This is a genomic window from Methylobacterium sp. CM6257 (genome assembly GCF_054611515.1).
The window spans coordinates 672,722-690,686 of the sequence record NZ_CM137735.1 but is presented as its reverse complement, the minus strand read 5'-3'; the positions used below and the strand labels follow the sequence as shown (position 1 = coordinate 690,686).

The window sequence follows — 17,965 nt, the reverse complement described above, 5'->3', positions numbered from 1 at the left end:
AGGCGCAGCCGGCGCACGGCGCAGCGGCCCTGCCTGACCTGATCGGCCGGCCGCGGCGCCTCGAGCGGAGCGTGAGGACCGCGGCGACAAGGCTCCTCGAGTGATCGAATCCGGTCGTCTTCTGTCTGATACAGGCGAACGCGTCGCATCCGGGGGGATAGACCGATGGTTCCCGGAGACTTATCGGGGGATTGGTCGGCAATCATGATGCCCCGACCTTAAATGTCGACCCTTCGCCACTGGTCTCGGGTGGGGGACACACATGTGGACCGCACACCATTCCAAACCGCGACTCGTCTCCCCCTAGACCCCAGGCTCGTACAAGCGGCGCATATGTCCGAACGGAGTTCAGGGGACCGGGATCAGACACGCGCAGGCCAGCTGAATCGCGGCAGCGGCCGCACCTTCACGGCTCTGGCGTTCGCGGCCGCCATCCCGGTCCTGCTGCTCAGCGGCTGGGTCGCGACGCTGATGGCGCAGCAGCAGCGCGATCTGAACCGAAACGCCGCCGTCATCAGCGCGACCCGCGTGGCCGAGCGGGTGGCTTCCGACATCGCCGCCCAAGTGGCCGTCCTGGGCGCGGAGGCTGCCTCGGCCAGCCTCGACCAGCCGGACCTCGCCGCGTTCTACGCCGAGGCCGAGCGGCTCAGGCAGGCGCATCCCCTGTGGGAGACCGTCGAGCTCTCCAATCCCGACGGCGTGCAGGTCGTCAACCTGCTCCGCTCCCTCGACAAGGAACTCGGCCCGACCGCGGATCGCAAGAGTTTCGACGCGGTCGTGCGGACCCTGCGGCCCGTGGTGGGCGGCATCGGACCGGTCGGATCGATTTCCGGCAAGCGGCTCGTGGCCTTGCGGGTACCGGTCATCCGGGACGGGACACTCCGCTACGTCCTCTCGGTCGGGCTCGCCACCAACGCGGTCAGCTCGATCCTGCGCGACGCCGGCGCGCCGGAAGGCTGGGTCGGCACCATCGTCGACGCGGACGGGAATACGATCGCCCGCACCCGCGCCGAGGTGGAGGAGCTCGGCCACCCGGCCAACGCGGCCCTGCAGGCGGCTATCCGACGCGCTCCGCAAGGCTTCTACACCGGGTCGACGCTGGAGGGCTCGAACGTCGAGGTCGTGTACCGCACGCTCAAGGCTACGGGCGGCTGGTCGGTGCATTTCGGGATGCCGGTCGATACGCTGAATGCGCCCGTCTCGCGCTCCTACTTCGTGCTAGCTGGCGGAAGCGTCGTCAGCATCGGCCTCGGCCTGGCGCTGGTCGGTCTTGTGGGGCGCGATATGGCGCAGCGCCGAGCCGGCGAGCAGGCGCGGTTCGACCTCGCGCTCCGGTCGAGCGAGGAGCAGGGCGCCGTCGCCGCCGAGGCCGCAGAACTCGGCACGCTCCGGTGGGACGTTGCGCGGAACAGGGTGACCGGCTCCGCCCGTGCGGCCCAACTCCTCGGATGGAGCACCGCGACCCCCGATCATAAGGAAAGCGAGGCGAAGGCCCGGGATGTCCTAAACGCGGTCCATGCCGATGACCGGGAACGGCTGGCCGAGGCCCTGCGGCAGAGCCTTGCGGACGGCACGCCGCTCGATCTCGAGTTCCGCATCGTCGATCCGAAGCTTGGCCCGCGCTGGATCCGCATGACCGGTCGCGTGCCGCAACTGCACAAGGACGAACCCGCCAGGCTGATCTACGGCGTCGTGGCCGACATCGAGCCGCGCAAACGCACCGAGGCCGAGCGCGCCGAGTTGCTCCGCCGGCTCGGTGAGGCGCAGGAGAACGAGCAGCGCCGCATCGCGCGCGAATTGCACGATCAGGTCGGGCAGACGGTCACCGGCCTGTCCCTCGGCCTGAAGAGCCTGGAGCGGCTGCTCGAGGACAGGGCGCCGGATGAGGTGGGCCATCACGTGCAATGGCTGCAGTCGCTCGCCAGCGAGATCGGACGCGACATCCACCGTGCCGCCGTCGACCTGCGCCCGACCGCCCTCGACGACCTCGGTCTGCGTGAAGCGCTCGCCACCCTGCTGCGCCAGTGGACATTGCGTCACGATATCCGGTCGGATTTCCAGGTCATCGGCGAGAGTGTCCGCCTTCCGGCGGCGGTCGAGACCGCCATCTACCGGATCGTGCAGGAGGCGCTCACCAATGTCCTCAAACACGCGCGGGCCTCCACGGTCAGCGTGTCCGTGGAGCATCGCCCGGCGGAGGTGCGCGTGATCATCGAGGATGACGGCGTCGGCTTCGACGCCGAGGCGGATACCGCGCCGCCCGCGGGCGAGCCGCCGGCCAAGCCGCGGCTGGGCCTTTCCGGCATCCGCGAGCGCTTGTCCCTGCTGCGGGGCAGCCTCACGCTCGAGACGTCGCCGAGGTCGGGGACCACGCTGTTCGTCCGGATACCGTACCCACAGCAGCTCGCCTGATGTCGCGGGAGGAACCTATGACGGATCGCATTCGCGTCGTCCTCGCCGACGATCACCCGATCGTCCTCGCGGGCATCCGGGCGCTCCTGAACGCCGATCCGGAGATCGAGCTGGTCGGTGAGGCGACCAGCGGCAGCGACGCGCTTCCGATGATCTGTTCGTCCGGACCCGACGTGGCTGTCGTCGACGTGTCGATGCCCGGCCTGAACGGCCTCGAATTGGCCGAGCGGCTGGCTGGTGAATGCCCGCAGACCCGGGTGCTCGTGCTCACGGTTCATGAGGACGCAGCCTATGTCCAACCGCTGCTCAAGGCCGGCGCACGCGGCTACCTCTTGAAGCGCTCGGCGGCGGACGACCTGCTCCGCGCAGTCCGTGCCGTCGCGGCAGGCGGGGTCTACCTCGACCCGTCCATCGCGGGCCATGCCTTGATGGACCCGTCCGCACCGGCAAGGGGAACCGGCCTCGACGAAGTCGGGGAGGCGCTGAGCCCACGGGAAACGGAGGTTCTGCGTCTGATCGCGCAGGGCTTCAGCAACAAGGAGATCGCGCGCCGCATCGACGTCAGCGTGAAGTCCGTCGAGACGTACAAGGCGCGGGCCGCGGAGAAGCTCGGATTGCGGACGCGGGCCGAGATCATCCGCTACGGCGCCGCGCATGGCTGGCTGGACGCGCTCACCCTTCGGTAGCGCACCCGGATGCCGCCCTGCTCCTGGACTGAGGTTCTGGGCAGGGCTCCGGTCGGCACGAGGTGAGTCGTGCAGGCCGTTGCGGCACCCGTGTCGGTGAGGACGGGCTTCCGGGTGTGGGCCAGACGGTCGGTCTCGGGAGGCTGAATGCGCCCGCAGCGGATGCGAAAAACGGCATGAATCGCAAGGCGAGGCGAGGGTTGGGCGATGTCCCAACCCTTCCTTCGGTCGTCAGCGACGTCGCGGATCAGTGATTGCCGCTTCCGCCGCTCCCCTGCGGGACGCGTCGCGAGGGATGTCCCGCGTTTCCGGCGGCTGCCGAGTCGGTCTGGACCGTCGAGGCGCCGGTCGGTCCGTGCGAAATGGCGACATTCCGGTCGTTCCCGGTGGTGCCAGGCGTGGTCTGAACGACGGTTCCAGTCGCTCCTGGCGCGCCGGCTCCGGCGGGCGCCTGAGCGTATGCGGCACCGGCAAGCGTCAAGGTGAATGCGGCCGCGAGCGAAAAGGTTTTCAGATGCATGTGGTTGTTCCATCAAAGGGTGGGCCTTCGTGGAACGCCCGTGCCCCGGAAAGGTTCGGCGGCGCCAATCCGATCGTGCCTTTTACATTTTCGGCCGCCCATCAATCCTGGCCTCATTGTTCCGAGACAAACCTCAGTCCGCGTGTTCCAGTGCCTTCAACCACGACGAGCTAAATTCGTCGGTGTTCTTCAAGGCCGTGTGCGGTGCGGATCCATCGCGACCGGCCACGGCACGCCGATCTCGTTTCCGGTCCGACGAACTGCGGGCTCTGCACCGGACCGAAGTTTGGGACCCGCGCTGGGCTTGAGGCTTTGACTGGTTCTTGCCTGGCGTCTGCTGCCCCTGCAGATCAACCGGCCTGTTATCGTTGCGGTCCCAGCCGGTGTTCGGATCGGTCCGGGTGCGTTGGGGCTCGGCCCGCAGGCTGAACCGGCACGACCCTGAGCAGACCTGTGAAAAGCTCATGTCGGAAGAACGCAGCCTTTGGAACCGGGAGCTTAGCCGTTGGTTGGAGTGGCATGAGATTCCTCAGCACACTCCTGATTGCGATGGCCGTCTGCGCTGCGCTGTTGGCAGGCGTTTCCTATCGCATCGGTGACCTGCCCGAGGTGAGTGCGCGGACGGGGCTCACCGCAGCCACGGTCCTGGGCATCAACCCTGTTCCGGCAATTGGCGAGCGTGGTGTGCCGGAAGAACTCGACCACGCTGCATCGAGCGAGCTTGTTGGCGACAATGCACGCACGTCGAAAACCTCGACGGCTTCGGGCAGGTCGCAGGGCTGACCCGTGCACGAAGGGGCCACCCGGCCGGGCGGCCCTCTTGACAGCGTGGTCGGTTCTCCCGGCGGGCCGGCGGCTGGGGGGCGGGCAGAAGCGAACGAGGCCCTGGCCCGCTGGAGCGACGGCTTCCACGATCGCCGCCGGCGCCATTCTGCGCTCGGCTTCGTCAGTCCGTTCAGTTCGAGACGCGCCGAACCAACCAAGCCCCTCTCCACCAAATCGAAGGCAGTCCACTCCGTTCAGGTCGGCGAAGATCGACAGCAAAAAAGCCCGGCCGCGAGGCCGGGCAGTTTTGGGTCCCGTTGCACGGGGACATCAAGACCGGAAGCTTTGGAGTAGATCCGATCCTGATCTGGGAATCAGAAGTCGCGCTGGACGCGGAAGCGGACCTGCGAGACCGAGTCCCGCGTCGCGGTGCGCGGCACGAAGGTGCCGTTGTTGATGCCGGCGATGTTGGCGTAGGCGGTCGGGCTCTTGTCGAGATCGATCGCCCGGCCGTTCTTCAGGCCGATCTGCGTGTAGAAGGCCTCCACGCCGATATCGAGGTCCTTGACCGGCGACCAGATGATGCTGCCGCCTGCCACGAACTGGTAGGTGTCGCGCAGCGCCTGGCTGAGCTGGTAGAACCGGGTGCCCGGCACGCCCACGGCGTTGGAGCCGAAGCGGTTGGTGCCAGCCGGGTTGATCAGGTCGAAGATCGCGCCCTGAGCGAGGCGGGCGCTCTGCGAGAAGCTCTGCTCGCCATAGGAGCCGAAGAAGGCCGAGCGCCATTCCGGCGTCCAGTAGTGCAGGTACGATGCCGTCGCGGTGAAGCTGGTCGAGGTCTGCAGCTGGCCGGTGAACGGATTGACCGTCGCGTCCGAGAAGTACTGCTGGAACTTCTGGCCCTGGATGGTGGCCGTGTTCTGCGTGTAGCAGCCGGAGAACGCACAGTAGCCGGTGTACATCTGCGCGCCGTTGCCGTAGGCGCCCTGCAGGTACAGCGCGTCACCCGGCGCGATGAACGGCATGTTGACCTTCAGGCCGCCCTGAACTGCCCAGCCGTAGGTGTTGTTCGCGTGCGGGATGCTGATGTTCGAGCCGGTGCCGGTGCCGGCGCCGTTCTGGACGTTGCCGACGTTCAGCTCGTGCACGGCAGCCGAGAGCTGGGCCGAACCCCAGGCCTGGTCGAGGCGCAGCACGCCGACGAAGTCGGGCATCCGCGTGCGCTCGATGGCGTCGATGAAGCTGTAGCGGGTCGGGACCGCGCCGGTGTAGCCGATGAACACCGGAACCGGCGAGTTGCCGAGCAGAAGGCCGCTGTTCGCCACTGACGAGATGTTCGCCGCGCCGGTCGGGTTGATGGTCGGCGAGAAGATCGGGCTGCGACGGGCGACCGGATCTTCGATCGAGACCGTCGCCGAGAGGCCGTTGCCCATGGTCGCCGTGTAGGCGAGCAGGTTGGTCGAGAACAGGTCCGAGCCGAGCGTGGCACCGGCGAACTCGAAGTCGTGGGCGTAGAAGTCGAAGAACGAGGAGGCGCGACCGGCGGTCAGGCCGGCGAACTGGATGAACGCCTTGTCGACGTTCATGTATTGCTGGGCACGGCCATAGGCATCAACGCCTGTGGCAGCGTAAGCCCGCCCGATGCGCTGCTGGGTGCCGGAGGTGCCGATGCCGGAGTAGCCGGTGCGCGATCCGGCATCGAGGCGCACGAAGGCGCGCAGGGTGCCGTAGGCGGTCTGGGTGCGGGCATCGAGGTTGATGCGCATCCGGCCCTGATAGCCCGACGTGTCGCCGCTCTGGCCGAACTGGCGCGAGTAGCTGGTCATGTAGCCGCCCTCGAACCGGGCGCGGCCCGAGATGCGCAGGCAAGTGTCGGTGCCGGGGATGTAGAAGAAGCCGGCGCCGTAGGCGGTGCAGACGCGGACGTACTCGATCGGAACCGCCTTCCTGACCGGCAGGTCGGCGGCGTGTGCCGAGCCCATTGAAGCGCATACAGCTGCCGAGCTCAGAAGTGAGCTTTTCAAGAGTTTCATAGATGTCCCCAGAACTTCGAGACCCATAGCTGTGACGATGTCCGTTTTCCGGATCACGCCGATCGTTTTTTCTGGCCCGCGTCTTGGCGGCGAGCTCCTACGACGGCCCGAAAACGTGCGTCGCCCTGTCAGGAAGGGGCTACGGCGAAGCTTCGAGCAAGCGATTTCAAGCCGGATCGCCGTTCTCCCCGACGCCTGTCAGGATCATCCCGACAGGTTTTGCGCGCGATGACGGGTTGACCGTTGCGCGAAATTGGCACCGTCCGCTCCTGAGCCCGTGTCCTGATGCGCGGCCCACCCGCTCGCCGCTTTGGCGCCTTGCGCCAGCAAGCGCGTCGGGTCCCATGGACCGTCGGGGCAGGACAATCCGTGCCACCACGGCTCGGCAGGCCAACCGGACTGTCACGTTGTCAGATGCTTGGCCGGCCGACTACGGCTCCAGATTCGTGGGTCGCCAGTTCGCAGGCGCAGCGCGGCCGGCGCGATCCCACTTGAGGCGGTGATCGGCCGCGAGGGAGCGCGCGCTGGCAAACGCCTGACGCGGGTCGCGGCATGGGACGCTGAGCATAGCCTTGCAGCGACCGTTTAGGATCTGCTCACCGAACCTGATCGACCGTCGAGGCTCGAAAACCGCCTGTCCGCGTTGGAGGCGGTGAGACAATGAAGCGGACACGCCGCTTCCAAACCCCTGCTCCCCCTTTGATGGTCGGGTCGGCCCACCTATAGTCGGACCTGGCGTTCCTCGCTGATCGGAACCGGCCATGAGCACTCTCACGCGCCGCAGCTTCGGCCTCTGCTGTGCCGGTCTCGCCGCGGCCTCGCTGCCCGCATCAAGCACGACGTCTCCGACAATCTCGCTCCCGGACGGCACGACGGTCCCCTCGCTCGGACAAGGATCGTGGCACCTCGGCCAAGGCCGGCATCCGCCGGCTGCGGAAGAGGAAGCGCTGCGCCTCGGCCTTTCCCTCGGGATGACGCTCATCGACACGGCGGAGGTCTACGGCGATGGCAAGGCCGAGCAACTCGTCGGACGCGTGATCGCCGGGCAGCGCGAACGCGTCTTCCTCGTCTCGAAAGTTCATCCAGCGCACGCCACGGCAGCAGGCATCCGCAGCGCCTGCACCGCGAGCCTGTCGCGACTCGGCACGGATCACCTCGACCTCTACCTGCTCCATTGGCGCGACGGGGTGAGAGACCTGACAGAGGTCGTTAACACGTTCGAACAGTTATGCGCCGATGGCCACATCCGCCGCTGGGGCGTCTCGAACTTCAGCGTCACCGACATGGATGACCTGTTCCATGTCGCGTCCGGAGAGCGCTGCGCGACCAACCAAGTGGCCTACAGTCTGGTCGATCGGAGAGTCGAGCGCGCGCTGCTTCCCTGGTGCGCACAGCACCGCATGCCCATCATGGCCTATTCTCCCCTGGGCGGTCAGGGCTCCGAAGTCCTGCGGCACCCGGCCGTGCTGCGGGTCGCCTCGGCGCATGGGCAGGCGCCAGCGGCGGTCGCCTTGGCCTGGGTGCTACGCCGGGGACAAGCCATCGCGATTCCTGAATCGGGTTCGCCCGCTCACGTGCGAGAAAACGCGGCCGCCATGGATCTGAAGCTGACCTCCGACGAGTTGCAGTATCTGGATGCGGCTTTCCCAGCCTGAGCCTGCCTTGAATTCCGCGCCGCCACGGCAATCATGAGGTGGTCGAACGTGGAGCGCTCGGACGCGCGGCCCGCACGGACCCGCCCGATCTCGGCAGGTCGGCCGCGTGGCAGGGGCGTCATGCGGGAAGCCATCGAGAGGTGGGGCCACGTCGTTCTTGAGCGGAGAAGCCGTTTACCGGGGTGCTGCAACCTGAACAGAGGAATCGCTATGGCACTCGTGACGTACCGGATCGTCGAGCACGATGGAGGTTGGGCCTACAGGGTTGGCGATGTGTTCTCTGAGACCTTCCCGACCCGGAGCGACGCTCATGCGGCCGCCGAACGTGCCGCGGCGGAGCAACGAGCTCCGGATGACGATACGGTGATCAGCTACGAGGATGACAAATACAAATGGCACGACGAGACCGTCCGAGGCAGTGATCGGCCGCAGACGAATGTTGAAGACTGATCGCGAGAGTTCGCAGTTCATAGCATCGTCCCTGGGGTGCCGGCGATCGGCTTGACCAGCATGCGCATCTTGGAGGTCAGCGCGGTTTCCGACGCGATCGCCGCGGCAATGCAGCAGCGGGGCGCGGCCACTCAGGGCTTGAGCAGGCGCCAAGCGACCGGCTGGATCCGGTCGAGGGCCGCCCGACCGCTCTGGAGCGACTGGGACGGCGAAGCGGACACGCCGCAACCGCCGCGCAGATCGGCGCGGGCACAGCGCCCGGGCCGGGGGCGGATGCGGGTCCGCCCTGGGACCGGGCGCCTCCTCACCGCTCGAGTGCCCGTTCGACGAAGCGGGCCGCCGCGAGCGCGCGTCCGTCATCGCCGAAAGCCGTCACCACCTGCACGCCGAGCGGCGCCTCATTGCCGGGCACCGGCACCGTCACACAGGGCACGCCGAGAAGCGTCCAGAGGCGGTTGAAGCGGGAGTCTCCGGTCGTGGCGTAGCCCTCTGGCGCGGCGCCGGGCGCGGGCGGCGTGAGGATCACGTCGACGCCCCGCTCGGCCAGCACCTCCCGGAAGCCGCGTCGGGCCCGGCGCACGAGGCGGCGCGCGGCGTCGTAAGCCTCGGCTGAGATGCCGCCGGCCGCATCAAGTTGCGCGCGCAGCATCGGTGTCAGCGCATCACGGCGATGCGTGTACTCCCAGGCGAGAGCGCGGATGCCCTCGAAATCCTGGATCGTGCCATGCAGGGCGAAGGCTTCGGTGTAGAGGCTCGGCAGCGTCATGGGGACGACCTGCGCGCCCGCCCCCTCGGCCGCCCGAGCCGCTGCCTGGAGGGCCGCCGCACCCTCGGGCTCGGGCGCGGCGCAGAAATCCGGCACGACGACGCCGATGCGCGGGGCGGCCCCGTCGAACCGCTCGATCTCCGGACGATCCGCCAGGAGCGCCAGCGCGTGCGCCGCGTCGGCGACGCCCGCGGCGAACAGCCCGAGCGTGTCGAGGCTCCACGAGAAGCATTTCATGCCCACCGTGGGCAGCAGCCGGAACGAGGGCTTGACCCCCACGACGCCGCAGAAAGCGGCCGGGCGGATCACCGAGCCGCCGGTCTGAGTGCCGAGGGCGAGCGGCAGGATCCCGGCCGCGACTGCGGCAGCCGACCCGGCGGAGGATCCGCCCGGCGTGCGGCCCGGCGCGTTCGGATTGCGCGTCCGAGTCGGGTCCATGAAGGCGAAGGCGGTCGTGGTGGTCTTGGCGAGCGCGACGCCGCCGAGCGCCCGGAGTTGAGCCACCGCCGGCGCATCCGCTTTCGGGCGCCACCCTTCGTAGATCGCGGAGCCCATCTGGGTCGGCAGATCGGCGGTGTCGATGACATCCTTCACGCCGAAGGGGATGCCGGCGAGCGGGCCGGAGGCCGGCACCGCGGGAGCCTCGTCAAGGCTGACGAGGGCACCGATCTCGGGCTCGCGCGCCGCGATCGCCTCGCGGCAGAGGCGGATCGACGCGTCCGGCGTCAAAGTGCCCGCGTCGATGCGGGCGCGGAGGGACAGCAGAGACAGCATGGGAACCTGAAAAGCCTGGGGCGGCCGCGCCGGCGCGGCCGCGTTGCCTGGGAGGACCGTCAGAGGGCCGGAAAGCGGATCGGCCGGGCGAGCACCCTCTCGCACCAGCGCGCGATCCGCAGGAGGCGCAGATCGTTGCGGTAGGGCGCGACGAGTTGGACGCCCAGTGGCAGGCCGGAGGTTTCGCCGGCCGGCAGCGTGAGGCAGGGAACCCCGAGAAGGGTGAAGGGCACGCAGAAGGACGGGTCGCCCGTATAGGCCAGTCCCTCTGGGGCGGGTCCTGGCGCCGGCAGGGTCAGCACCGCGTCGAACCCGTCGAGCGCCACCGCAAAGGCAGGGCGCAGCTCCGCCTGAAGCCGCAGCGCCGCGATATACGTGGGCGCCGCGATCGCCGTCCCCTCGCGCACGAGGTCGCGCAGGTGTTCGCTGATCTTGTCCGGATGGGCCGCGATCAGGGGTCCAAAGATCGCCGCGGCCTCGCAGGCGAGGATGGTGCGTGCCGCCTCCGCCATGCCGGCGAAGCGCTCCGGGAGGGTCAGAAGCTCGACACGCCCGCCCGCATCGCGGAACTGGGTCGCGGCGGCCTCAAGGCAGGCGAGCGCCGCCGGGTCCGCCGAATCCCAGAGACCGATCCGCAGGAGGCCGAGGCGCGGCGCGGGGACGGGTTCGAGGCCGGCCTCCGGATCAAGGACGAAGGGCGGCAGCGGCCGGCCGTGCGGATCGGTGTCGCTGGCGCCCGCGAGGAGCGCCAGGGCGTAAGCCGCGTCCGCGACCGAGCGCGTGAAGACGCCGACATGGTCGAGGGCCGGGGCCAGCGGGTGCACGCCGGTGCGCGGCATGGCGCCGTAGCTCGGCTTGAACCCCACCACGCCGCAGAAGGCGGCGGGACGGATCACCGAGCCGAAGGTCTGGCTCCCCAGCGCCAGGGGCGTCAGCCCGGCCGCGACCGCGGCGGCCGAGCCGCTCGACGAGCCGCCCGGCGTGTGGCCGAGCCGCCAGGGATTATGCGTCGGGCCCGGCTGCCGCCAGGCGAATTCCGTGGTCACCGTCTTGCCGAGCACCGAGGCGCCGAGATCGCGCAGGCGCGCCACCACCCAGGCGTCGGAGGCGGGCACGTGGCCTTCGTAGATCGGCGATCCATTCGTGGTCGGCAGGTCGCGGGTCGCAATGATGTCCTTCACTGCCACCGGGATGCCGCCGAGGGGACCGCCGGCGGGTGCCTCCGGCTCGGCCAGCACCGTGAAGGCGCGGAGCGCCGGGTTCAGTTCGCGCGCCCGGGCGTGCAGCGCGGCGGCGTAGGCGAAGGGGTCGATCCGCCCGGCCCGGATCGCCCGGACGGCCTCGATGAGCCCGAGTTCATGCATCGTCATCGTGTCCCGCGCCTGTTCTCAGTTCCCGGCGAGCGCCTTCGTGATGAAGTCGCGGGCCGAAGGTGGCGTAATCGGGCTGCACCGCGAGATTGCCAAGCGCGATCTGCGTGTCGAGGCCGAGTGTCATCGCCTCCTGGGTGATGTCGACGCTGTCCGGATACACCTTTTCCACCAACATGCGCTTGATCGCCGCCTCGACCACGGCGGGATCGAGGGTCGGAGATTTGCGCTTGGCGGCCGCCACGGCCTTGGCGGGCTCCGCATGCATCGGCCGGATCGCCGCCTGCATCCTGACCACGAAGGCCTGGGCGACGGCCGGATCCACGTCTTTGGGGGCGCCGACGGCCGAGAAGGCATAAGGACCGTTCAACTGCTTGTTGATCGTGCGCGGCCAGGCGTAGTCCGAGCCGATCATGAAGAAGCGCTTCGCGCCGGCCTCGTCCGAGCCCATCAGGTAATCGACCGCCGGCAGCACCGAACTCGCGGGCGGCGAGCTCATGTAGGCGGCGTTCTTGGAATTCTCGTCGCCCCTCGAAATGGATTGGGTAAAACGGGAACCCGTCATCCTGCTCGACGACCGGCAGCACCGACTTGCGCGACACGGACGTCCAGCAGGCGAACTGGGCCGCGACCTTCTCCTGCTGGAGCATCTGCCGGCCGACCTGTGCGTAGAGCGGCCGATCCGTGGCGGGATCAGAGGTCAGCACCTCGATCGGGCGACCGTTGACGCCGCCGCTTCCGTTGATCTCGTCGGCGGCCATGCGGACCACGTGGTTCAACCAGCCCTCGATATTGGCCATCGTGCCGGACGACGAGAACAGGCAGCCGAGCTTGACGGTGTCGGCGGCGAAGGCTGGCCGGATGATGGCCGGCGCCGCGAGCAGCGCCGCAGTGCCGACGAAGCTGCGCCGCGTGAGATGCGTCATCGACCCCGAAGCTCCCGTGGATGGACCGCCCGATTGTCGGCCGAGGTTTGGGAGACGGGAAGGTCAAAGAGGCTGCAGGGCGGCGCGGGCCATGCGCATATTGGCGGCACTTTTGCGCGTGACGGGCGGTCCGCCGCCGAGACCGTCAAAATTATCGTTTCTGGCGCAGGGCTATCCTCCGCCGGGGGGCTCCTGCGACTTGCTGGATGCGATCTGGGCAAGAGTGTCCAGGGCGTTCCCGATAGCCGCAAACTCCGCGGTGTTGTCGAAGATGCACCACGCGCGACGTCCGAGAGCTCTCTGCCGGTGCAGGCGCTCTGCGATCCGGGTGAGAACGGGCGGTGCATAGGCTGAGCGGTAGATCCGCGGCGAGCCATGGAGTCGATGATAGGCGAGATCCAGCCAACCGCCCGGCCTGTCGGCACCCCGGACCGGCGGAGGATCGGCAGCGACGCGAGCGATCTCAAATTCGCGAACGAACTGATCGACGTCCGGTGCAAACCAGGTCGCGTGCCGCGGTTCACAGACGATATCGCCTCGAAAGCTTCGCCTGAAGGTCGCCAGGAACGGCCCAGCGGACGTTCTGTCGAACGGTAGACTCGGTGGCAGCTGAACGAGCAATGGCCCGAGCTTCGGGCCGAGGCCCGCCACCTCCGCCAGGAACCGAGCCAGGAGTTCGTCCACATCGATCAGGCGCCGCTCATGTGTAATCGTCCGAGGCACCTTCACGGCGAAACGGAACCCGTCCGGCACCGCGGCGGCCCACTTCTCGTAGGTCGAGATGCGGTGTGGCCGATAGAAGGACGTGTTGATCTCGACCGCAGAGAAGCGCTGCCCGTACCGCTCCAAGTGGCTGCCGGGTTCCGGGAACAGAGGCGCATAGGCTTTCGGGAGGCTCCAGCCCGCCGTTCCGATCGCAATAGGGTCTGGTGTACGCATCAGATCCAGGAATGGGCCAAGATCCCTGCCGGCGGGACCGGCAGGTGCTCGGGTAGGTGTGGCATGCGGGCACTTGAAGAAGTTTTCGAACGGCTCCCGCGCTCCGCGTTCCGTCAGCGATTCCGGCTTGCGGCGGCCGATCGGACCTATCTGCGGGAGAAGGGCCTCGCAACGGTCCTGGAACATGCACGGGATTTCGTGAACCGGCGCCTTGCTCCGGCAGAGCCGAGGAACGACGGCAAGCAGACGCCTTTCCGCGGCCATCCGGTCTTCACGGCGCAGCATGCGACGGCGACCTGCTGCCGTGGCTGCCTGGCGAAGTGGCACGCCATACCGCCTGGACGGGAATTAACCCCTGCCGAACAGGCGCACGTCGTCGCGGCGATCGGGCGGTGGCTCAGCTTGCAGTCCGTCGATGGCGCAGGCCCGTGACCCAAGCTGCGCTCGGACGCGCGGCGAAGGCACAAGCGGCGCGAGGTGGTGCGAAGAGCCGCGACGGAGAACCGGGCTTCGGAGGTCCGCAGCCGGTCTGTTCAGGCTCGGCGTCGTACGGTGGCCTTTCGCGGCACACCGGCTACCCTGCTCTGCCGGTACCCGCGTTCGGCCGGCTCTCTGCCCTTCCCTGCCCCAAGACTTGCAGTTCCCGACCGCTGCTGCGGCCGAGAGGCGTGCGCATCGAGGAAGCGCCGGCATGCCTCGAAGCTCGTCTCGATTTCCGGCGGGCAGGCGATGCCTCGCTGCTTCGCCAGATTGCGAGCGTAGCTCAACATCGCCGCGCTCGGGGAGCGCGGTGTACCGGCTCGGTCGGTGCTGCCCTCCTGTAGCTCACGCGGTCGGGCATGGGTGTCCAGGAAGGTTCGGCAGATGCTGATGCTGCTCTTGCAGCCGCGGGGCAGCTTCAACCCCTTGCGCTCGGCCAAGCTCACCGCGAACGACATCATGGCCGGCGTCGGTGGCCGATTGTCGGCCTGACTGGACGGGATCAGGCTGGCATCGAGGCTGACCACCGACGAGTTCGAGATCGCAGCGATCAGTTCGTCGAGGCGCGCGCGCGTGCGCTGCCGGAAGGCGTTCGCGCGCTGGACGGCCTCGGCGCGCGTGGCCGCACGCCCGATCTCTGCCAGCTCTGCCTCGAACACGGCTCGACCCACCGGATCGCCATAGGCCGGGAACACGCGTCGCACCGCCGTGATAAAGGCCAGCCCCACCTCGGTGACCGCGATGGCCGGATCCTTGCCATTCGAAAGCGTGATGTAGCGGCTCTTCAGGAGCTTGGGCAGGATCGTGTCGCGGGTCGCGGCCGTGCCGAGGCCCTTGGGCTCGTTCGGGTTGACGGGGTTCTCCAGGGCGCGCTTGACCGCGGGGTCATCGACTTGGTCGATGAGCCGGCCCATCACCACGGGCAACTCGCCGCGGGTGATCCGCCGCGGCGGCTCAGTCTTCGCGGTGGCGACGACCGCCGACCCGGCCGACGCGCCTTCGCCGTCGCTCACGGCCGGCAGGCGCGCGGAGGTTGCTTCGGCCTCGCGCTTCACCTTGCCGGGCACGATGTCCGCTTCCAGCTCAGCCTCGCCGCCGTAGACTGCACGCCAGCCCGGCGCACGCACGACGCTGCCCGACACTCCGAACCGCTTCGGACCCAGCGGCGTCGCTACCTCGGCGCCGACGCTCGTGCGGGCATCGACGCCGTCGGGGAGGTGCGCGGCGAGGTAAGCTTTCGCGACAAGCTCCCACAGGCGGAACTGATCGGCTGAGAGGCGGCTGCGCTCAGGCACTTTGCGCAAGGGTACGATGGCGTGGTGCTCGCCCGGGTCCTTGACATAATGCCCCTTGGCGCCGTGCCGGATCAGAGGCGCCTCGTCCAGTGCCATGAGGCTGCGCAGGTCGGTGAGCACGGAGGCCACGGCCGCGATCACCGCGGCGGCGTCACCGGCCTGCCCGTCCGGCAGGTACTCGGACTCGGTTCGCGGGTAGCTGAGGTAGCCCTGATCGTAGAGGTCCTGGGCGAGACCGGCCGTGTGCTGCGGGTCCCAGCCGAAGCGCTTGGCGCAGCGCCGCGCCAGCGTGTCCTTCGAGAACAGCCGAGGCGGTGCGCGCCGCACGTCCTTGTTCTCGACCGCCAGGGGCCCCGACCACGTCGCGGCGGCTGTTCGGATCGTCTCTGCAATCGCCGCATCGAGGATCCGCTCCTTGGGGGCGTGCCACAGGGTCAGTTCGGCACCGGAGTCGGTGCTCAGGTGTAAAGCAACCTTGAAGAAGTCCTGCGGCACGAATGTGCGAATGCGCTCCTCGAGGTCCGCCAGGATGGCGAGGGTGGGCGTCTGCACGCCGCCAAAGCGCCAGGGCTCACGGAAGGCAGGCGGCCGCAGGCGCAGCGAGATGGCCCGTGTGCCGTTCAGACCGAGGTGGTAATCCTCGTACTGCCGGCAGAGCGCTTCAAGGTAGGCAGCATAGTCGCGCTCACCCGAACCGGGTTCCTGCGCCAGCGCGGCGAAGGCGCGGCGGATCGAGACGTCGTCGAGTGCACCGAGCTTGAGCCGGTCAACCCGGCCACGCCACCCGAGGTGCTCCAGCACCTCCCAGGCGATCATCGAACCCTCACGCCCGGGATCCGTGGCGATGATCACGCGCTCGACGCCGCTCAGCGCCTGCCTGATCGCAGCGATCTTCGGCTCGTGCGACTGGCCGGACCGATTTGTGCCACAGCTGACCGGGATGGTGGCAAGCACGATGGGTAGTGCGTCGAAACGCCAAGGCTTCCACTCCGGCCGGATGCTGCCCGGTTCCTCGGCCGACAGCAGGTGTCCCTCGGCGGCCACGCAGACGGTGTTCGGGGAGCGAAAGAAGCGCTGCAGCTGACGCATTGCCGAGGGCTTCTCGAAGAAGAACAGCGTGCGGCCGGAACTCGGATTAGGCATGTTACTGACCGCGGAGGCTCTCGCTGCGCCGAGTCGTTGGTTCACATTTTGTTCTAAAATGGGCCCGCAGGCAACTGCCGCTCGGGTCGAGGAAGGCGGGACTGGCGCCGAGTGCCGGCAGTTGCCGTCCGCGGGTGCGGGCGCTGGAGCCGCAGGGTCGCAACGTCCACTGCCGACATGGCTGGGAGATCTCTGCACGAAGGACCTCCATGCAAAATGGACAGCGGGCATCGTGGATGCCTGAGAGCCTTGCCTTCGGGGAACGTGTCGATGGCAGCCTCGCACATATCTCGGAAGTCCGCTCCGGTCTGGCATGCGGCTGTCGCTGCCCGGGCTGTGGAACGCCGCTGGTGGCCCGCAAAGGTGACCAGGTGGAGCACCACTTCGGGCATCATGGCGCGGCCGGAGAGCGCCCCTGTCACAGCGGCGCGGAATCGGCCCTGCACCGGTTTGCAAAGGAGCTGCTCGCCTCCAGGCTGGCGTTCGCCCTCCCTCCCCTGCTCCGCGATGGTGAGCAGCGGCCCCTCTACACGGGCGGGATCTATCAGTTCGACGCTGCGGTCCTGGAACATCGGCTCGGACCCGTCGTGCCGGACGTGATCGTACGCCGCGCGAACCGAGATCTGCTGGTCGAACTTCACGTCACGCACGCCTGTGGCCCCGACAAGATCGCCCGGATCGCCGATCTGGGCCTTGCTGCAGTCGAGATTGACCTGTCCCGTCTGCCGCATAGCGTTCCGCGACGAGAGCTGGAGGACGCGATCGTCCTCCACGCTCCGCGGCAGTGGCTGCACAATCCGAAGCTGGGGCTTGCGCCTACCACAGGACCAGACATTGCCGTCCAACCGACCCGACCGCCCGGGCGGCCCACAATCGCCCTCGGGCGGGCCTATGCGATGGCCTGCCGGGAGGTATCGGTGATGAGCGTCAAGAGCTTGGCGCCGCGCCAGATCCAGGCTGATGGTCTGTCGCGAGCTATCGGGCTCGAGGTTGCGGGTATTGGCTGCTTCAGCGTCCCACCCCAGGATTGGCAGGCCCTGATCCTCATGACCGCGCTCGATCGTGCGCTCATCGGCAGCTCCTGCGCGGTGAACGTGGAAGCGGCCCTGCGTCAGGTGCGGGAGCGGGCTTGGCTGCGAAGTCAATTCCGCCAGCTCTCAGGCGCTGAAGAGGCAGCCTTGCGCGCCGCCCTCCCCGCCTTCGCTCCACCGGGTTCGGCCATCACGGCGTGGGCTATGGCGCTGTCGCGGCAAGGCATTCTGGTGCCGAGCGGTGTACGTGGGCAGTGGATGATCAGGCGCGAGACGCTGCAGTCGGTGCGCGATGCTCGTCGGCCCAGAACGGCGCCCGCGCGATGATCCGCACGCCTTGACCTGAGACACGCGGCGCTCCGCACGCCATCATAGCTCCAGACAAGATCGCGTCTTCACACAGCCTCTACCCAACACTGCCGCAGGAACGCACGTGCCGGTGACCACACATGGCCGAAAGTCGCCGTTCCGGTTCCGAACGAGCGGGCAGGGATAACCAATACCCCGGTTCGGATGGAACCCGTGCGTATCATCACAGGCATAAACGATGCGGCGGAACTGCGCCCGAGTACGCACCGCGATGATCGCGTGGAACCGAAATCCGCGCTCCTGCGTATTGGCGGAAACGCAAGCACTGGCCTTCCTCAATTCGAAAGGCTTCCCACGAGACGGCCTCGCGTCGTCCGATGAGATCTTGCGCGCCACACATTGAAACGGAGC

At 68.2% G+C, this 17,965-nt stretch carries 13 protein-coding genes and 1 pseudogene; 7 read left to right on the top strand and 7 right to left on the bottom strand.

Features of this window, described 5'->3' with window-relative positions; genetic code table 11:
* Positions 1-333: 333 nt before the first annotated feature.
* From ACYCO6_RS03310 to ACYCO6_RS03300, 3 genes are all read left to right on the top strand, one after another.
* A complete protein-coding gene (locus ACYCO6_RS03310; protein WP_459769266.1) occupies positions 334-2,412 on the top strand; it encodes an ATP-binding protein in 2,079 nt (692 codons plus the stop codon).
* Positions 2,413-2,429: 17 nt separating this feature from the next.
* Positions 2,430-3,098, top strand: coding sequence for a response regulator transcription factor (locus ACYCO6_RS03305; RefSeq protein WP_459769264.1), 669 nt, complete (start codon positions 2,430-2,432; stop codon positions 3,096-3,098).
* A gap of 1,039 nt (positions 3,099-4,137) precedes the next feature.
* Positions 4,138-4,401, top strand: coding sequence for a hypothetical protein (locus ACYCO6_RS03300; protein ID WP_459769263.1), 264 nt, complete (start codon positions 4,138-4,140; stop codon positions 4,399-4,401).
* Positions 4,402-4,757: 356 nt separating this feature from the next.
* Here the strand turns inward: ACYCO6_RS03300 and ACYCO6_RS03295 are convergent, their stop codons facing one another.
* Positions 4,758-6,416, bottom strand: coding sequence for a porin (locus ACYCO6_RS03295; RefSeq protein ID WP_459769261.1), 1,659 nt, complete (start codon positions 6,414-6,416; stop codon positions 4,758-4,760).
* A gap of 821 nt (positions 6,417-7,237) precedes the next feature.
* Here ACYCO6_RS03295 and ACYCO6_RS03290 point away from each other — a divergent pair.
* Positions 7,238-8,071 carry an aldo/keto reductase gene (locus tag ACYCO6_RS03290; protein WP_459773413.1) on the top strand — a complete coding sequence of 278 codons (834 nt, stop codon included), beginning with the start codon at positions 7,238-7,240 and terminating at the stop codon, positions 8,069-8,071.
* Positions 8,072-8,281: 210 nt separating this feature from the next.
* The gene (locus ACYCO6_RS03285) at positions 8,282-8,521 is read left to right on the top strand and encodes a DUF2188 domain-containing protein (protein WP_459769259.1); all 240 of its coding nucleotides are present in this window, start codon (positions 8,282-8,284) and stop codon (positions 8,519-8,521) included.
* Positions 8,522-8,825: 304 nt separating this feature from the next.
* Here the strand turns inward: ACYCO6_RS03285 and ACYCO6_RS03280 are convergent, their stop codons facing one another.
* The 5 genes and pseudogenes from ACYCO6_RS03280 to ACYCO6_RS03260 all read right to left on the bottom strand — a co-directional run bounded on the left by ACYCO6_RS03280 (position 8,826) and on the right by ACYCO6_RS03260 (position 13,296).
* Positions 8,826-10,061 (bottom strand): amidase, encoded by a 1,236-nt coding sequence (locus ACYCO6_RS03280; protein WP_459769256.1) that lies wholly within the window; start codon positions 10,059-10,061, stop codon positions 8,826-8,828.
* Between the two features lie 59 nt (positions 10,062-10,120).
* The gene (locus tag ACYCO6_RS03275; RefSeq protein ID WP_459769254.1) at positions 10,121-11,431 is read right to left on the bottom strand and encodes an amidase; all 1,311 of its coding nucleotides are present in this window, start codon (positions 11,429-11,431) and stop codon (positions 10,121-10,123) included.
* Positions 11,418-11,930 carry a hypothetical protein gene (locus tag ACYCO6_RS03270; protein WP_459769252.1) on the bottom strand — a complete coding sequence of 171 codons (513 nt, stop codon included), beginning with the start codon at positions 11,928-11,930 and terminating at the stop codon, positions 11,418-11,420. The genes ACYCO6_RS03275 and ACYCO6_RS03270 overlap by 14 nt, the downstream gene beginning before the upstream one ends.
* Before the next feature lie 88 nt (positions 11,931-12,018).
* Positions 12,019-12,231 (bottom strand): annotated as a pseudogene (locus ACYCO6_RS03265) (transporter substrate-binding protein); the annotation flags it as partial.
* A 297-nt stretch (positions 12,232-12,528) separates the two neighbouring features.
* Positions 12,529-13,296, bottom strand: a complete 768-nt coding sequence (locus ACYCO6_RS03260) for a DUF72 domain-containing protein (RefSeq protein ID WP_459769250.1) — start codon at positions 13,294-13,296, stop codon at positions 12,529-12,531.
* A 63-nt stretch (positions 13,297-13,359) separates the two neighbouring features.
* Between ACYCO6_RS03260 and ACYCO6_RS03255 the strand changes: the two genes are divergently transcribed.
* Positions 13,360-13,728 (top strand): DUF4186 domain-containing protein, encoded by a 369-nt coding sequence (locus tag ACYCO6_RS03255; protein ID WP_459769247.1) that lies wholly within the window; start codon positions 13,360-13,362, stop codon positions 13,726-13,728.
* 101 nt (positions 13,729-13,829) lie between these two features.
* Here ACYCO6_RS03255 and ACYCO6_RS03250 read toward each other — a convergent pair whose 3' ends face one another.
* On the bottom strand, positions 13,830-16,214 hold the full coding sequence (locus ACYCO6_RS03250; protein ID WP_459769245.1) for a type IA DNA topoisomerase: 2,385 nt from the start codon (positions 16,212-16,214) through the stop codon (positions 13,830-13,832).
* A 350-nt stretch (positions 16,215-16,564) separates the two neighbouring features.
* Between ACYCO6_RS03250 and ACYCO6_RS03245 the strand changes: the two genes are divergently transcribed.
* The gene (locus ACYCO6_RS03245; RefSeq protein WP_459769243.1) at positions 16,565-17,572 is read left to right on the top strand and encodes a hypothetical protein; all 1,008 of its coding nucleotides are present in this window, start codon (positions 16,565-16,567) and stop codon (positions 17,570-17,572) included.
* The last annotated feature ends 393 nt before the right edge of the window (positions 17,573-17,965 follow it).